At 61.3% G+C, this 15,363-nt stretch carries 12 protein-coding genes; 5 read left to right on the top strand and 7 right to left on the bottom strand.

Annotation, left to right across the window (positions count from 1 at the left end; all coding sequences use genetic code 11):
- Positions 1-253 precede the first annotated feature (253 nt).
- Entirely contained in the window at positions 254-3,724 is a 3,471-nt protein-coding gene (locus AB4N33_RS13660) for a hybrid sensor histidine kinase/response regulator (protein ID WP_476457549.1), read from the bottom strand.
- Positions 3,725-3,865: 141 nt separating this feature from the next.
- The gene (locus AB4N33_RS13655) at positions 3,866-4,405 is read right to left on the bottom strand and encodes a TetR/AcrR family transcriptional regulator (protein WP_476457548.1); all 540 of its coding nucleotides are present in this window, start codon (positions 4,403-4,405) and stop codon (positions 3,866-3,868) included.
- 91 nt (positions 4,406-4,496) lie between these two features.
- Between AB4N33_RS13655 and AB4N33_RS13650 the strand changes: the two genes are divergently transcribed.
- The 4 genes from AB4N33_RS13650 (at position 4,497) to AB4N33_RS13635 (ending at position 9,311) form a co-directional block, all read left to right on the top strand.
- Positions 4,497-5,693: an MFS transporter gene (locus tag AB4N33_RS13650; RefSeq protein ID WP_476457547.1), complete on the top strand. Its 1,197-nt coding sequence runs from the start codon at positions 4,497-4,499 to the stop codon at positions 5,691-5,693.
- Positions 5,694-5,767: 74 nt separating this feature from the next.
- Positions 5,768-6,079 (top strand): cupin domain-containing protein, encoded by a 312-nt coding sequence (locus AB4N33_RS13645; RefSeq protein WP_476457546.1) that lies wholly within the window; start codon positions 5,768-5,770, stop codon positions 6,077-6,079.
- A gap of 106 nt (positions 6,080-6,185) precedes the next feature.
- Positions 6,186-7,337: a TDT family transporter gene (locus AB4N33_RS13640; RefSeq protein WP_460139939.1), complete on the top strand. Its 1,152-nt coding sequence runs from the start codon at positions 6,186-6,188 to the stop codon at positions 7,335-7,337.
- A gap of 99 nt (positions 7,338-7,436) precedes the next feature.
- Positions 7,437-9,311: an MFS transporter gene (locus AB4N33_RS13635; RefSeq protein WP_476457545.1), complete on the top strand. Its 1,875-nt coding sequence runs from the start codon at positions 7,437-7,439 to the stop codon at positions 9,309-9,311.
- A gap of 36 nt (positions 9,312-9,347) precedes the next feature.
- On the opposite strand, the gene AB4N33_RS13630 is transcribed toward AB4N33_RS13635, so the two are convergent.
- The 5 genes from AB4N33_RS13630 to AB4N33_RS13610 all read right to left on the bottom strand — a co-directional run bounded on the left by AB4N33_RS13630 (position 9,348) and on the right by AB4N33_RS13610 (position 14,104).
- Positions 9,348-10,247, bottom strand: a complete 900-nt coding sequence (locus tag AB4N33_RS13630; protein ID WP_476458822.1) for a GGDEF domain-containing protein — start codon at positions 10,245-10,247, stop codon at positions 9,348-9,350.
- Positions 10,248-10,436: 189 nt separating this feature from the next.
- Positions 10,437-11,177 carry a YciK family oxidoreductase gene (locus AB4N33_RS13625; protein ID WP_460117054.1) on the bottom strand — a complete coding sequence of 247 codons (741 nt, stop codon included), beginning with the start codon at positions 11,175-11,177 and terminating at the stop codon, positions 10,437-10,439.
- A 163-nt stretch (positions 11,178-11,340) separates the two neighbouring features.
- Positions 11,341-12,012 carry an N-acetylmuramic acid 6-phosphate phosphatase MupP gene (gene mupP / locus AB4N33_RS13620; protein ID WP_476457544.1) on the bottom strand — a complete coding sequence of 224 codons (672 nt, stop codon included), beginning with the start codon at positions 12,010-12,012 and terminating at the stop codon, positions 11,341-11,343.
- A 4-nt stretch (positions 12,013-12,016) separates the two neighbouring features.
- Positions 12,017-12,715 (bottom strand): bifunctional 2-polyprenyl-6-hydroxyphenol methylase/3-demethylubiquinol 3-O-methyltransferase UbiG, encoded by a 699-nt coding sequence (gene ubiG / locus AB4N33_RS13615; RefSeq protein WP_476457543.1) that lies wholly within the window; start codon positions 12,713-12,715, stop codon positions 12,017-12,019.
- 54 nt (positions 12,716-12,769) lie between these two features.
- A complete protein-coding gene (locus AB4N33_RS13610) occupies positions 12,770-14,104 on the bottom strand; it encodes a TRZ/ATZ family hydrolase (protein ID WP_476457542.1) in 1,335 nt (444 codons plus the stop codon).
- Between the two features lie 108 nt (positions 14,105-14,212).
- On the opposite strand from AB4N33_RS13610, the gene mtnA reads away from it, so the two are divergent.
- A complete protein-coding gene (gene mtnA, locus AB4N33_RS13605; protein WP_476457541.1) occupies positions 14,213-15,289 on the top strand; it encodes an S-methyl-5-thioribose-1-phosphate isomerase in 1,077 nt (358 codons plus the stop codon).
- Positions 15,290-15,363: the final 74 nt, after the last annotated feature.

Genomic DNA, 15,363 nt, shown 5'->3' with positions numbered 1-15,363 from the left:
ATCCCCCCTGTAGGAGCGAGTTCACTCGCGATGGTCGTGAACGATGACGCTGAACACCTGACACCCAGCGGTGCCTGGGCCTTGATCGCGACGGTTCGACGCCTCGACAAGCTCGCTCCTACAGGTGTCCGCATCCCCCCTGTAGGAGCGAGTTTACTCGCGATGGTCGTCAACGATGACGCTGGGTACCTGACACCCTGTGGTGCCTGGACCTTGATCGCGAGCAAGCTCGCTCCTACAGGTAAAGCGCCCATCACAGCGGCAAATGCCGGCTCAACAAGGCGCGCAGCGCCGCAGGCTTGACCGGCTTGGCCAGGTAATCCAGGCCAGCTGCATGCACCCGCGCCACCGTCTCCGGGTGACCATCGGCGCTGATCACCACGCCTGGCACCGGCTCACCCAGGCGGGTGCGCAGCCAGGCCATCAACTCGGTCCCGGTCTCGCCATCGTCCAGGTGGTAATCGACCAATGCCAATTGCGGATGTATGCCGCTGTCCAGCAGTGCCGCGCACTCGTCACGGTTGCGGGCGGTCCAGACCTGGCAACCCCAGCGGGTCAGCAGGCTGTTCATACCGATCAGGATGCTGTCTTCATTGTCGATGCACAGTACCTGCGCGCCGCTCAACAATTTACCGTTGAGTTCGGTGGCGTTGATCGGTGCGGCAACAGGGGCTTTGCTCAACGGCACGCTGACGCTGAACACGCTGCCGCGTCCTGGCCAGGAGCGCACTTGCAAGGTATGGCCGAGCACACGGCACAGCCCATCGGCAATGGCCAGGCCCAACCCCAGGCCTTTCTCGGCGCGGGTCTGATGGCTGTCGAGGCGCTTGAATTCTTCGAAGATCACTTTCAATTTGTCTTCGGCAATCCCCGGGCCGCGATCCCAGACTTCCAGGCACAGCTCGCCCTTGCGCCGACGTACTCCCAGCAGCACCGGGCCACGGGCATAGCGGAAAGCATTGGTGAGGAAATTCTGCAGGATCCGGCGCAGTAGCTTGATGTCGCTGTCGACCCGCAGGGTGCTGCCGCGCACCCTGAACTTGAGCCCTTGCTCGCGTGCCAGCGCCTTGAATTCCGCGCCGAGAATGTCAAACAGCTCGTTGAGCATGAACGGTTTGATATCCGGGTTGATCTTGCCGTTCTCCAGGCGCGAAATATCCAGCAGGTCGCTGATCAGGTCTTCGGCCGAGCGCAGTGACGAATCCAGGTGTTGCACCAGCTTCTGCGCCTCGCTGGACAAGCCGTCGTCCTGATGGGACAAGGCGGCAGAGAACAGGCGTGCGGCGTTCAGCGGCTGCATCAGGTCGTGGCTGACCGCCGCAAGGAATCGGGTTTTCGACTGATTGGCCGACTCGGCGGTGCCCTTGGCTTCGGTCAGCGCGATGTTGAGTTGCGACAGCTCGTGGGTGCGCTCCGTTACCCGGCGCTCCAGGCCTTCGTTGGCTTCGGTGAGCGCCTGTTCGGCCTCGCGGAACGCGGTGATGTCGGTGAAACTCATGACAAACCCGCCGCCCGGCATCGGGTTGCCGATCAACTCGATCACACGCCCGTTAGGGAACAATCGTTCGGAGGTGTGGGCGCGGCCCTGGCGCATCCAGTGCAAGCGGCGCGCGACGTGCACTTCCGCTTCACCGGGGCCGCAAAGCCCACGCTCGGCGTTATAGCGGATGATGTCGGCAATCGGACGGCCGACACTGATTAACCCGTCGGGGTAGTTGAACAGCTCCAGATATCGTCGGTTCCACGCTACCAGGCGCAGCGATTGATCGACCACGCTGATGCCCTGGGTGATGTTCTCGATCGCACCCTGCAACAGCGCGCGGTTGAATTGCAGCACTTCCGAGGCTTCGTCGGCGATTCGGACGACGTCCTCAAGTTGCATTTCCCGACCTTCGATGGCGGCTTTTACCACTGCCCGCGTCGAAGACGCGCCGAGTACACCCGCCAGCAGGCGTTCAGTGTGGGCAATCCATTCATCGTCGGCGTTCTGGTTGGGATTGAAGCCTTTGCCCTGGCGGTAGGCGAAGCGGATAAAGCTCTGGCGGGCCCGTTCTTCACCGACAAAACGGGCCGCCAGTTGCAGCAGGTCGTCGATTTGCACCGCCAGCATTGAACGGGCGCTGGGGCGGGCACTGATTTCCTGGCCAATGAAACGACCTGCTTGCCAGTGTTCCGAGACGCGGGTTCGCGACAGTACCGATACCCAGGCGAACAGGGTGAAGTTGCCCGTCAGGGACAGCACCACACCTTGCGTCAGGGGGGTGATTGGCAGATTCAGTGGATTGCTGTGCAGCCAGGCCAGGCCCGGGAAGCTGCTCAATGACAAGCCCAGGCTGTGGGCGGCAATCGGCAGGACCAGCGTGTAGAACCACAGGAACGTGCCAGCGGCGAGACCCGCGAACACGCCCCGGCGATTTGCCTGTTTCCAGTACAACGCACCCAGCATGGCCGGCGCCAGTTGGGTCACGGCGGCGAAGGCGATCTGGCCGATAGTCGCCAGGCTGGCGGTTGAGCCCAGCAATCGATAGCTGACGTACGCCAGCAGCAGAATTACCACGATGCTGACGCGGCGCACGGAGAGCATCCATTGGCGGAACACTTCGAACGGCCGCTCGGCATTGTTACGGCGTAGCAACCAAGGCAGCAGCATGTCGTTGGAGACCATGGTCGACAGCGCCACGCTGGCCACAATGACCATACCGGTCGCCGCCGACGCGCCGCCGATAAATGCCAGCAATGCCAGCGCGGGATGGGACTGGGCCAGTGGCAGGCTGATCACGAACGAGTCAGGTATCACTGAACTGGGCAGCATCATTTGGCCGGCCAGGGCGATGGGCACCACAAACAGCGCCGCCAGCGCCAGATAGGCGGGGAACACCCACTTGGCCAGGCGCAGGTCCTGCGGATCGATGTTCTCCACCACCGTCACATGGAATTGTCGCGGCAGGCAGATGATCGCCATCATTGCCACACCGGTCTGCACCACCATCGATGGCCAGTTGATGGTTTCCTTCCAGTATTCCTCCAGGCGCGGGGCGAGCATGGCCTGGTCGAACAGGTCGTCGAAACCGTCGTACAGCCCGTAGGTCACGAACGCGCCGACCGCAAGAAAGGCCAGCAGCTTGACCAGCGACTCGAACGCAATCGCCAGCACCATGCCGCGGTGGTGTTCCGTGGCGTCGAGGTTGCGAGTACCAAACACGATGGTAAACAGCGCCAGTACCAGTGACACGATCAGCGCGGTGTCCTGGGCGCGGGTGCCCATCGCGTCGGCACCAGCTCCGATCAGCAGGTTCACGCCGAGCACGATGCCCTTGAGTTGCAGGGCGATGTAGGGCAGCACACCGACGAGGCAGATCAACGCGACGACGATCGCCAGCGACTGGGATTTGCCGTAGCGGGCGGCGATGAAGTCGGCGATGGAGGTGATGTTCTCCTGTTTGCTGATCATCACCATTTTCTGCAGGACCCACGGTGCACAGACCAGCAGCAGGATCGGCCCCAGGTAGATCGGGAGGAACGACCAGAGTTGTTCAGCCGCCTGGCCGACGGCGCCGAAGAAGGTCCAACTGGTGCAATAGACCGCCAGCGACAGGCTGTATACCCAGGCACGCACTCGCGGTGGCAGCGGCGTACTGCGCCGGTCACCGTAGAAGGCGATGGCAAACATGATGGCCATATAGGCCAGGGCAACGGCGGCGATCAGCCCGCTGGACAGCGACATGGAGACTCCAGACAAAAGACACCCGGGGCATTTGCCCGGACAGACAGTCTCGCACGACCGTCTGCGTTAGTCAGTGTCGACCAAGGTCGTGGCGTGGCGGGGTGTCGCATGGGGTTTTCCGGGGGATTTACGGTGGCGGTTTCACTGACTCAACGCAATCCCGACCAACTCCTGCAACTCCTCAATCTCCAGCGGCGCCGTGGAGAACAGAATGCGGAACACTGAAGGCGCCACCACCAGATTGATCAGATGATCCACGCTGGGCCTGGGCTGATCGGGATAACGATCCAGGATCGCCTGCAACTGCCCGGCAATGATGGTCGCGCAGCAGCCGGGTGTCGGGCTCGCCTGCACATCGCGCAGCATGTTGCGGCCTGGCTCGGAGCTCATTTCGTCCAGGTACTGCTCCGCCCATGCCTGCACGTCGCCGCGAAGGCTGCCGGTATCGAGCGGCTGACTATCGGGCTGCATACGCGCCAGGGCGACATCTGCGAGCAGGGCCGACAGATCACCCCAGCGCCGATAAATGGTCGACGGCGTAACGCCCGCACGCGCAGCGATCTGCGGGACGGTCACGCTGGCGCGATCCTGCTCGGCAAGGAGCGCGCGCACCGCCGAGTGGATCGATTCCTGAACCCGGGCGCTGCGACCGCCTGGGCGTAAACCTTCTTTAATAGCCATGTGCCGGACCTTAACACAAAGAATTTGCTTTAAGCGCCAGTGAGTCGCACACTCCGCAAAAGCAAAAAATTAGCTTTTGCGGAGTGTGCACATGCCGAATTCAAATTCCACACGATCAAGCCTGGGCTTTCTGGCGATCACTTTACTCAGTTTTCTCGCCGCTTCCACGGCGCCGACGCCCTTGTATCACCTGTATCAAGAGCAACTGCAGTTCTCGGCGGCAACCCTGACCCTGATTTTCGGCGTGTATGCCATGAGCCTGCTCGTGGCGCTGCTGACAGTCGGTTCACTTTCCGATTACCTCGGACGCAAGCCGGTCATTTTTACCGCGGTGCTGCTCAACATGTTGGCCATGCTGCTGTTTATCCATGCCGACAGCGTGGCCTGGTTGATCGGCGCGCGCGTCCTTCAAGGTTTCGCTACCGGGATGGCCACCGCATCGTTGGGGGCGGCACTGCTCGATTGCGATCGACAGCAAGGCCCATTGGTCAATAGCGTAGCGCCGTTGCTGGGCATGGCGGCTGGGGCCATGGGCTGCGGCTTGCTGGTGGAATTCGCACCCCTGCCATTGCAATTGACCTTCTGGATTCTCTTCGCGCTGTTCGCCTGGCAGGCACTCTATGTCTGGCGTCTGCCAGAGAGCGTGAGTCGCCAACCCGGCGCGCTGTCGTCGTTGCTGCCAACGCTGCATGTGCCGGTGCAGGCGCGGCGGACCTTGTACCTGGTGCTGCCGATCAACACCGCCGCTTGGGCGCTGGGTGGTTTTTTTGCCTCCCTCGCTCCTTCGCTGGTGCGAACCGCCACGGGCTCGACCTCGAACCTGATCGGTGGCGCGACCGTGGCCGCGCTCACCGTCACCGGTGCCCTGATGATTTACACCTTGCGCAATCGGCCTGCCGACAAAGTTTTGCGCCTGGGGGCGAGCGTCCTGCCCGTGGGCGTGATACTCATTCTGCTGGCTGTGCACAGCGCCAGCCTGGTGTTGTTCTTCATCGGGACCCTGGTTGCCGGTTGCGGCTTCGGTGCGAGTTTTCTCGGCACGCTGCGCACGGTTGTGCCACTGGCCTTGCCGCATGAGCGAGCGGGGCTGATGTCGGCCTATTACGCGTTGAGCTATCTGGCGTTCTGCTTGCCGTCGTTGCTGGCCGGTAACCTGACGCGAACCTTTGGCCTGGTAAAGACCACCGAGGGCTACGGTGTCGTGCTGATCGTCCTTGCAGTCGGTGCGCTGCTGGCGTTGCTGCGCCAGCAGCGCGCCCAACCGTACAGCGCCGCCGGGCGTCCATGAAATGCGCCGCTGGGTGAAGCCGCAGCGGGGCATTTTGGGTTAGCCTTGGCCGGTCATTCATCGACGGACCGACCATGAACATCATCCGCAGCAAAAGTTTCACCGCCGAGCGTGCCTGGGGCGCGCTCGACATCTCCAACATGAATGGCATCACCACGCGCCTGCACTGGACCGACCAGCCCTACAAATGGCACGTGAACGACGGCCAGGAGGTATTCGTCGTGCTCGATGGCCACGTGCAGATGCGATACCGCGAGGACGGTGTCGAGAAAACCGTCGTACTGGAAGTCGGCGATATCTTCTATGCGTCGGTCGGGACCGAGCATGTGGCGCGGCCATTGGGCGTGGCGAGAGTCCTGGTGATCGAGTCGGAAGGCAGTGTCTAGAACACTTATCTGTGAAATAGATAACAGTTAGAGAAATTACCCGTTATATAGATATTCGATCTGGATCTACCATGGGCTCTACCTCTTCAGAGGACAGGAGTTCGACATGACATGCCCCACTATCGCCACGCCCAGTTTCAGACCTTTAAGCCATTTGCAGCATCCGCGCGATGTCATTCGCCATTTCACCCCGAACTGGTTCGCCGCCACCATGGGCACCGGTGTCCTTGCGTTGGCGCTTGCACAACTGCCATTCGCAGTGCCCGGTTTGCGAGCGTTGGCTGAAGCGCTCTGGCTGTTGAACATCGTTCTGTTTGCCTTGTTCACGGCGCTCTACGCAGCGCGTTGGCTACTGTTTTTCGATGAGGCCCGGCGCATTTTCGGCCACTCCACGGTCTCGATGTTCTTTGGCACCATTCCCATGGGGCTGGCGACCATCATTAACGGTTGCCTGGTGTTTGGGTTGCCGCGCTGGGGCGATGGCATGATTCAGGTCGCCGGGTTGCTGTGGTGGCTGGACGTGGCGCTGTCCGTGGCCTGTGGCGTGTTGATTCCTTATATGATGTTCACGCGCCAGGAGCACAGCATTGACCAGATGACCGCTGTCTGGCTCCTGCCGGTGGTGGCTGCCGAGGTCGCCGCCGCCAGTGGTGGGTTGCTTGCACCGCACCTGGCCGATGCCCATGCGCAACTCGTAGTGCTGGTCACCAGTTACGTGCTGTGGGCGTTTTCCCTGCCGGTGGCCCTGAGCATTCTGACCATCCTGTTGTTGCGCATGGCCCTTCACAAGTTGCCCCACGAAAACATGGCGGCGTCGAGCTGGCTGGCGCTCGGCCCGATTGGGACCGGGGCGCTGGGCATGTTGTTGCTGGGTAATGACGCGCCGGCGATTTTCGCCGCCAACGGCATGCCGGGTGTCGGTGAGATCGCTGCGGGCCTGGGGCTGGTGGCGGGGATCACGCTATGGGGCTTCGCGCTGTGGTGGATGTTGATCGCGTTTCTGATCACCTGTCGTTACCTGAGCTCCGGCATTCCGTTCAATCTGGGCTGGTGGGGCTTTACCTTTCCCCTGGGCGTCTATGCGCTGGCGACGCTGAAACTGGCGAGCCATCTGGACCTGATGTTTTTCAGTGTCTTTGGTTGCGCGTTGGTGGCGCTGCTGGTGGTGATGTGGTTGATCGTCGCCGGACGCACGGTGCAGGGCGCTTGGCGCGGCGAGTTGTTTGTCTCACCTTGTATTGCAGGTTTAAAGAAATAACCGTCCAGGATTCGGTAAGGTGTGGCCTGGATCGACGTTCGACATTCCAATAATTAGAATCCAGGCCACTCGTTACCCAAGAACAGGGACACACGGAAGATGAGTCACCCCTCACAGTTCACCTTGCTGCGCACCCGGCGCTTCCTGCCGTTCTTTCTGACTCAGTCCCTCGGGGCATTCAACGACAACGTGTTCAAGCAGTCGTTGATTCTTGCCATTCTGTACAAGCTGACCATCGAGGGGGATCGCTCGATCTGGGTCAACCTGTGCGCGCTGCTGTTTATTCTCCCGTTTTTCCTCTTCTCGGCACTGGCCGGGCAGTTTGGTGAGAAGTTTGCCAAGGACGCGCTGATCCGTCTGATCAAGCTCGGGGAAATCGCGATCATGGTGGTAGGGGCGGTGGGATTCGTCTTCGATCATCTGGCCTTGATGCTGGTGGCATTGTTCGCCATGGGCACGCACTCGGCGCTGTTCGGCCCGGTGAAATACTCGATCCTGCCCCAGGCGCTGCACGAGGAAGAGCTGGTCGGCGGCAACGGTCTGGTGGAGATGGGCACCTTCCTGGCGATTCTCGCCGGAACGATCGGCGCCGGGATCATGATGTCGTCCGCCAACTACGCCCCTATCGTCTCCACGGCGATCATCGGCATCGCGGTGCTCGGTTATTTGGCCAGCCGCAGCATCCCGCGTGCGGCGGCCTCGTCACCGCAAATGCGTCTGAACTGGAACATTTTCAGCCAGTCCTGGGCCACCTTGAAACTGGGGCTGGGGCAAACGCCGGCCGTGTCGCGCTCAATCGTTGGCAACTCGTGGTTCTGGTTCGTCGGGGCGATTTACCTGACGCAGATCCCGGCCTATGCCAAGGAGTGGATGCACGGCGACGAAACCGTGGTGACCCTGATCCTCACTGTATTCTCGGTGGGCATCGCCCTCGGCTCGCTGCTTTGCGAAAAGCTGTCCGGGCGCAAGGTTGAGATCGGCCTGGTGCCATTCGGCTCGTTCGGCCTGACCGTATTCGGTCTTTTACTGTGGTGGCATTCCGGTGGGATCCCCGACAGCACCACCGGCCACGGCTGGATCGAAGTCCTCGGTTTCGCTCACACCTGGCTGGTGTTGATGGACATTCTCGGACTGGGAATCTTCGGTGGTTTCTACATCGTGCCGCTGTACGCGCTGATCCAGTCGCGCACGCCGGAAAACGAGCGGGCGCGGGTGATTGCCGCCAACAACATTCTCAATGCGTTATTCATGGTGGTCTCGGCCATTGTCTCGATCGTGCTGCTGAGCGTGGCCAAATTGTCGATCCCGCACCTGTTCCTGGTGGTGTCGCTACTGAACATCGGCGTCAATGCCTACATTTTCAGGATCGTTCCCGAGTTCACCATGCGATTCATGATCTGGCTGCTCAGCCATTCCATGTACCGCGTCGAGCATCGCAACCTGGAGGCGATTCCGGATGAAGGTGCGGCGTTGCTGGTGTGCAATCACGTGTCGTTCGTCGACGCGTTGCTGATCGGCGGCGCAGTGCGTCGGCCGATTCGCTTTGTGATGTATTACAAGATCTACAACCTGCCCGTGCTGAACTTCATCTTCCGCACTGCCGGGACCATCCCCATCGCCGGGCGTCATGAGGACATCCAGATCTATGAAAAGGCTTTCGCGCGGATCGCGCAGTATCTGAAAGACGGTGAGCTGGTGTGCATTTTTCCCGAGGGAAAGTTGACGGCCGATGGCGAGATCAACGAGTTCAAGGGCGGCCTGACGCGGATTCTCGAGGAAACCCCCGTGCCGGTGATTCCACTGGCGTTGCAGGGCTTGTGGGGCAGCTTTTTCAGTCGCGATCCTGCCAAGGGAATCTTCCGGCGCCTGTGGTCGCGGGTGACGTTGGTGGCGGGGCCGGCGGTAGCGGTTGAGTTGGCGGAGCCAGCCAGTTTGCGCGCACGGGTCGGCGAGCTGCGCGGCACGCTGCGCTGAGGTGTCGAGATGGGCCGCTGCGGCGGCCAGCCCGATTCAGCCTGCCATCGCCAGGCGATTGCGTCCTTCACGCTTGGCCACATAGAGCGCGCTGTCGGCACGGCGAAGCAGGCTCTCGGCCGACTCGCCGGGCAGCAGGGTCGAACAGCCAAGGCTGACGGTCAACTCGATCAAATGACCATCGGCGAGGAAATCCTGGTTCTGTGCACAAGCTCGCAAGCGCTCGCCAACCAGGGCTCCGGCCTCGCGGCCGGTGTTGGACAGCAGGATCAGAAACTCCTCGCCACCGTAGCGAAACACCATGTCGACGTTGCGCAACTGGCTCTTGATCGCGGCTGCCACGGCACGCAGTACGTCATCGCCAGCGCCGTGGCCATGGGTGTCATTGATCTGCTTGAAGTGATCGATGTCCAGCATGAGCACTGACAAGGGCTGCAGATGCCGACGCGACATGTCGATTTCCCGCTGCAGCGTCTGATCCATGGCGATGCGGTTGCCGGTATCCGTCAGCGGGTCGCGCAGAGCGCTTTGGGTGGCTGCGCGATAGAGCAGGGCATTGCGCATCGGGTACAACAGGGTCGAGAGCAGCGATTCGAGGTTGCCCAGCTCCTGATCGCTGAAGCGCTGGTTGCGGCGGAACACCAGTTCGCCCAAGTGCTCGCCTTCATGACTGAGGCTGTAGCTGATCGAGTGGTGGCCGCGTCGGCCGAACTCCAGGCGCAGGTCGCTGGCCTTGTGTTCATAGCTCAAGGCGTCCAGTGGCACCAGCCGATGAACTTCACGGAAAAAACCGTCGAGAATACGTTGCGGCTCAAGACTGGTCTGCAGCTGCTGATTCAACTGCTGGCGCACTTGCGCAAGGCTGACCGGCCGCTTCAGCAGCGAGGGTTGCAGACCAATGCCCAGGCGTTGCAATTTGGCAGCGTCGAAGTCAATTGCGTTGGTCTGGGGGGGATTTCATATGGCGTGCGCCCTTGAGCAGTAAGTCTGTCTTACAAGCAGGGTGAGGGCGGCACTGGCTGCGCGTCGTACTGATCCATCAGTCCCGTAGGACATTTACGACAAAGTTTAGTGGGAAGAGTGCCGTGACGGGAATTCGCCACGGCACAAAGCCGACGCACGGTATTACTGGGCGTTGAACGCCTGGCCGTTGATGCCAGTGCTGTCCGGACCCATCAGGTAGAGGTAGACCGGCATGATCTCTTCGGGGGTTGGGTTGTTCAGCGGATTTTCCCCAGGGTAGGCCTGGGCACGCATGCTGGTGCGGGTGGCGCCGGGGTTGATGCTGTTGGAGCGCACCGGGGCAACGGTGTCGACCTCGTCCGCCAGGGTTTGCATTAGCCCTTCGGTGGCGAATTTCGACACGCCGTAAGCGCCCCAATACGCACGGCCCTTGCGCCCGACACTGCTGGAAGTGAACACCACCGAGGCGTCCTGCGACAGCTTGAGCAATGGCAGCAGGGTGCTGGTGAGCATGAACATGGCGTTGACGTTGACCTGCATGACACGCATGAAGTTTTCGCCGGACAGCTGTTCGATGGGCGTGCGCGGACCAATGATCGACGCATTGTGCAGCAAGCCGTCGAGGTGGCCGAACTCGCCCTCGATCATCGCCGCCAGTTCATCGTACTGATGGGGCTGGGCGGTCTCCAGGTTGAACGGGATCACCGCTGGCTGTGGATGGCCGGCGGCTTCGATTTCGTCGTAGACCTGGGTCAGGTTGGCTTCGGTCTTGCCGAGCAACAGCACGGTGGCGCCGTGGGCCGCGTAGGCCTTCGCTGCGGCGGCACCGATGCCACGACCGGCACCGGTGACCAGGATGATGCGGCCCTGAAGCAGATCGGGGCGGGCGGAGTAATCAAACATAAGAACCTCAACAAATCAGGTTGTGCGCCGGGGTGACCGCTGCGCGGTCTTCGCGAGCAAGCCCGCTAGCACAGGGTCAGGGGTGTAAACACCACTTATGTACGACGCAGTAACTGTAGGAGCGGGCTTGCCCGCGATGGCGTCAGCCGAGACAACGCAAATCTCAGCACCCACACAACGCGCTATCAAGCACCTTGCGCAGCTCCAGCGGATGATCCACCACCACGTCCGCACCCCAATGCTGCGGATTGTCGTCGGGGTGAATGTAGCCATAGGTCACCGCCGCCGTACGGGTGCCGGCGTCGCGGCCCGACTCGATGTCGCGCAGGTCGTCGCCGACGAACAGTACGCTGGCCGGGTCCAGGTCGAGCATCTTGCACGCCAGGATCAACGGCTCCGGGTCAGGCTTGCTGTTCTTCACATGGTCGGGGCAGATCAACAGCGCCGAACGCTCGGCCAGCCCCAGTTGCTGCATGATCGGCTCGGCAAACCGCACGGGCTTGTTGGTCACCACGCCCCAGATCAGGTTGGCCTTCTCGATGTCGGCCAGCACTTCAGGCATGCCGTCGAACAACTTGCTGTGAACGGCACAACCCTTGAGGTAGCGTTCCAGGAATTCCTGGCGCAGCTCTTCGAAGCCCGGGGACTCCGGGTCCATGGAAAATGTCACGGCGACCATTGCCTTGGCGCCACCGGAAATCTCGTCGCGGATATGTTTGTCATTGATTGGCGGCAGGCCGCGATCGGCCCGCATTGCCTGACAGATCGCGATGAAGTCCGGCGCGGTGTCGAGCAGGGTGCCGTCCATGTCGAAAAGGACCGCTCTGATACGCATCGGCTTACTCCTCGCGCAGGGTCTGGATCATGTAGTTGACGTCCACGTCGCCAGCCAGCTTGTAATGCTTGGTCAGTGGGTTGTACGTCAGGCCGATGATGTCCTTGACGGTCAGGCCGGCCATGCGGCTCCAGGCACCCAGCTCGGAAGGGCGGATGAATTTCTTGAAGTCGTGGGTGCCACGCGGCAACAGCTTCATGATGTATTCGGCGCCGACGATGGCGAACAGGTACGCCTTCGGGTTGCGGTTGATCGTGGAGAAGAACACCTGGCCACCCGGCTTGACCATTTTGAAGCAGGCGCGGATGACCGACGAGGGGTCTGGCACGTGTTCGAGCATTTCCAGGCAGGTCACCACATCGAATTGTTCCGGCATTTCTTCGGCCAGGGCTTCGGCGGTGATCTGTTTGTATTCGACTTGTACGCCGGATTCCAGCTGATGCAGTTGTGCGACGGCCAAAGGTGCTTCGCCCATGTCGATGCCGGTCACGGTGGCGCCGCGCTGGGCCATGGCTTCGCTGAGGATGCCGCCGCCGCAACCGACGTCGAGCACCTTTTTGCCGGCCAGATTGACGCGCTCGTCAATCCAGTTGACTCGCAGAGGGTTGATGTCATGCAGGGGTTTGAACTCGCTTTCACGGTCCCACCAGCGATGGGCCAGGGCTTCGAATTTGGCGATTTCGGCGTAGTCGACGTTACTCATGGTTCATCCTCTAAAACTTGAAAAATCCTGTTGCCCCGACGGCGGTCAGGGGGCTTACGATTCGTTGTGGCCGCTGATGCGCTGGCCCCAGGCCCTCGCGGTAGCGGCCAGTTGTTCTTCATCGAGCCGCGTCAGGCGGCGATCATCGAGCAATTGTTTACCGGCGACCCACAGGTGTTTCACGCAGTCGCGGCCGGTGGCATATATAAGCTGCGAAACCGGATCGTAGACCGGCTGCTGCGCCAGGCCAGACAGGTCGAATGCAACCATGTCCGCGACCTTGCCGATTTCCAGCGAGCCTGTCTCGGCTTCGATCCCCAGGGCTCGGGCACCGTTGAGCGTGGCCATGCGCAGGGCGCGATGGGCGTCCAGCGCAGTGGCCGAGCCCGCGACGGCTTTGGCCAGCAGGGCCGCCGTGCGGGTTTCGCCCAACAAGTCGAGGTCATTGTTGCTGGCTGCACCATCGGTGCCGACCGCCACGTTGACGCCCGCCTGCCACAACCGCTCTACGGGGCAGAAACCACTGGCCAGTTTCAGGTTCGATTCCGGGCAGTGAACCACCGAGGTGTTGCTTTCTACCAGCATCGCCAGGTCTTCATCGCTGATCTGAGTCATGTGTACCGCCTGAAAACGCGGTCCCAGCAGACCCAGGCGCGCCAATCGGGCCAATGGTCGCTCGCCACGCTGCTCCATGGCCTGTTGCACTTCGAACGCGGTCTCATGCACGTGCATGTGGATCGACGCATCCAGTTCTTCAGCGATCACCCGGATTTTCTCCAGGTTTTCATCGCCCACGGTATAGGGTGCATGGGGGCCGAATGTCACTTTGATGCGCTCGTGATGCTTGAGGTCGTTGAACAGTTCTACGCCCTGACGAATGGCTTCATCGGCGTTGCTCGCGCCCGGAATGGGGAAGTCGAGGATCGGAATCGCGATCTGCGCGCGGATACCGCTGTTATGTACGCGTTCGCTGGCAACCTTCGGGAAGAAATACATGTCAGAGAAACAGGTGATGCCGCCTTTGATCTGTTCGGCGATGGCAAGGTCGGTGCCGTCGCGTACAAAGGCTTCATCGACCCATTTGGCCTCTGCCGGCCAGATGTGGTTTTCCAGCCAGGTCATCAGTGGCAGATCGTCAGCCAGGCCGCGGAACAGGGTCATTGCCGCATGGCCGTGGGCATTGATGAGGCCGGGACTGAGCAGCGTGTCCGGCAATTCGCGGACTTCGCTTGCGTTGAGCTTGAGCGCTGCGGCGCGTGGACCGATGAACACGATGCGGCCGTCGCGGATGCCCAGGCCATGATCCTTGAGGACAACGCCTGCGGGTTCGACGGGTACCAGCCAGGTCGGCAGCAATAACAGGTCGAGCGCAGCGGCAGTGTTCGGCATCGAGGATCGGTTCCAGTACTTTTGTAAAAGATGGCGAAGTATACCCGAGCGTCTTCGCGGGGGGATCGCTATAATCGGCGGCTTTTGTTCATGAGTGCGGGGTGAAGGATGCGCGATCGACTGTTGGCGGCGGAGAAAGTTAAGGCCATCGATTGGCGTGATGGCGCCCTGTATCTCCTGGATCAGCGCATTTTGCCACTCGAGGAAACCTGGCTTGCGTACACGAGTGCGGCCGGGGTGGCCGAGGCCATTCGGTCGATGGTGGTGCGCGGCGCTCCGGCAATCGGCATTGCTGCCGCTTATGGCATGGTGCTCGCCGCCCGGACACGTATCGCCGAAGGTGGCGACTGGTATGCGGCGCTGGAAGAAGATTTCGCCCTGCTGGCCGACTCCCGTCCCACGGCGGTCAATCTGTTCTGGGCGCTGAATCGTATGCACGATCGGCTCGATCGCCTGAAAGACCATGACAATCCGCTGGCAGCGCTGGAGGCTGAGGCCATCGCCATTCATGAAAGTGATCGCGAGGCCAACCTCACCATGGCGCAACTGGGAGTGGATCTGATCCGCAAGCACCAGGGCAATGCCCAGACCATCCTGACCCACTGCAACACCGGCGCGCTGGCCACGGGCGGCTTCGGCACGGCGCTGGGCGTCATTCGTGGTGCTTTCATCGAAGGCATGGTCGAGCGGGTGTATGCCGACGAAACCCGTCCCTGGCTGCAAGGTTCTCGATTGACCGCGTGGGAGTTGGTCAACGAAGGCATTCCCGTGACGCTCAATGCCGACTCGGCCGCAGCGCACATCATGAAGACCAAAGGCATCACCTGGGTCATCGTCGGTGCGGACCGCATCACCGCCAACGGCGATGTGGCGAACAAGATCGGCACCTATCAACTGGCGGTGAATGCCATGCACCACGGTGTGCGCTTCATGGTGGTGGCGCCGAGTTCGACCATCGACATGAACCTGGCGAGCGGTGACGACATTCCGATTGAAGAGCGCGAAGGTCGTGAGTTGCTGGAAGTGGGCGGCAAGCTGATCGGCGCGGATGTCGATGCGTTCAACCCGGTATTCGACGTGACCCCGGCGGACCTGATCGATGCGATCGTGACGGAGAAGGGCATCGTCGAGCGTCCGGATACGGCGAAGATGGCCCAGTTGATGTGCCGTAAGCGGCTGCATTAAAAATTTTTGTTGTCTGGGTAGGCCTGATCGCGAGCAAGCTCGCTCCTACAGTGGGTTGATGTCGCTCACAATCC

Source organism: Pseudomonas sp. S1_E05, assembly GCF_056337105.1.
The sequence above is the reverse complement of the archived record's forward strand: the minus strand, read 5'-3'. Positions and strand labels throughout refer to the sequence as shown.

Bases quoted from the DNA above. Each gene is read 5' to 3' on its own strand.
- AB4N33_RS13660 (WP_476457549.1), bottom strand. From the start codon at position 3,724: ATGTCGCTGTCCAGCGGGCTGATCGCCGCCGTTGCCCTGGCCTATATG.
- AB4N33_RS13655 (WP_476457548.1), bottom strand. From the start codon at position 4,405: ATGGCTATTAAAGAAGGTTTACGCCCAGGCGGTCGCAGCGCCCGGGTT.
- AB4N33_RS13650 (WP_476457547.1), top strand. From the start codon at position 4,497: ATGCCGAATTCAAATTCCACACGATCAAGCCTGGGCTTTCTGGCGATC.
- AB4N33_RS13645 (WP_476457546.1), top strand. From the start codon at position 5,768: ATGAACATCATCCGCAGCAAAAGTTTCACCGCCGAGCGTGCCTGGGGC.
- AB4N33_RS13640 (WP_460139939.1), top strand. From the start codon at position 6,186: ATGACATGCCCCACTATCGCCACGCCCAGTTTCAGACCTTTAAGCCAT.
- AB4N33_RS13635 (WP_476457545.1), top strand. From the start codon at position 7,437: ATGAGTCACCCCTCACAGTTCACCTTGCTGCGCACCCGGCGCTTCCTG.
- AB4N33_RS13625 (WP_460117054.1), bottom strand. From the start codon at position 11,177: ATGTTTGATTACTCCGCCCGCCCCGATCTGCTTCAGGGCCGCATCATC.
- mupP (WP_476457544.1), bottom strand. From the start codon at position 12,012: ATGCGTATCAGAGCGGTCCTTTTCGACATGGACGGCACCCTGCTCGAC.
- ubiG (WP_476457543.1), bottom strand. From the start codon at position 12,715: ATGAGTAACGTCGACTACGCCGAAATCGCCAAATTCGAAGCCCTGGCC.
- AB4N33_RS13610 (WP_476457542.1), bottom strand. From the start codon at position 14,104: ATGCCGAACACTGCCGCTGCGCTCGACCTGTTATTGCTGCCGACCTGG.
- mtnA (WP_476457541.1), top strand. From the start codon at position 14,213: ATGCGCGATCGACTGTTGGCGGCGGAGAAAGTTAAGGCCATCGATTGG.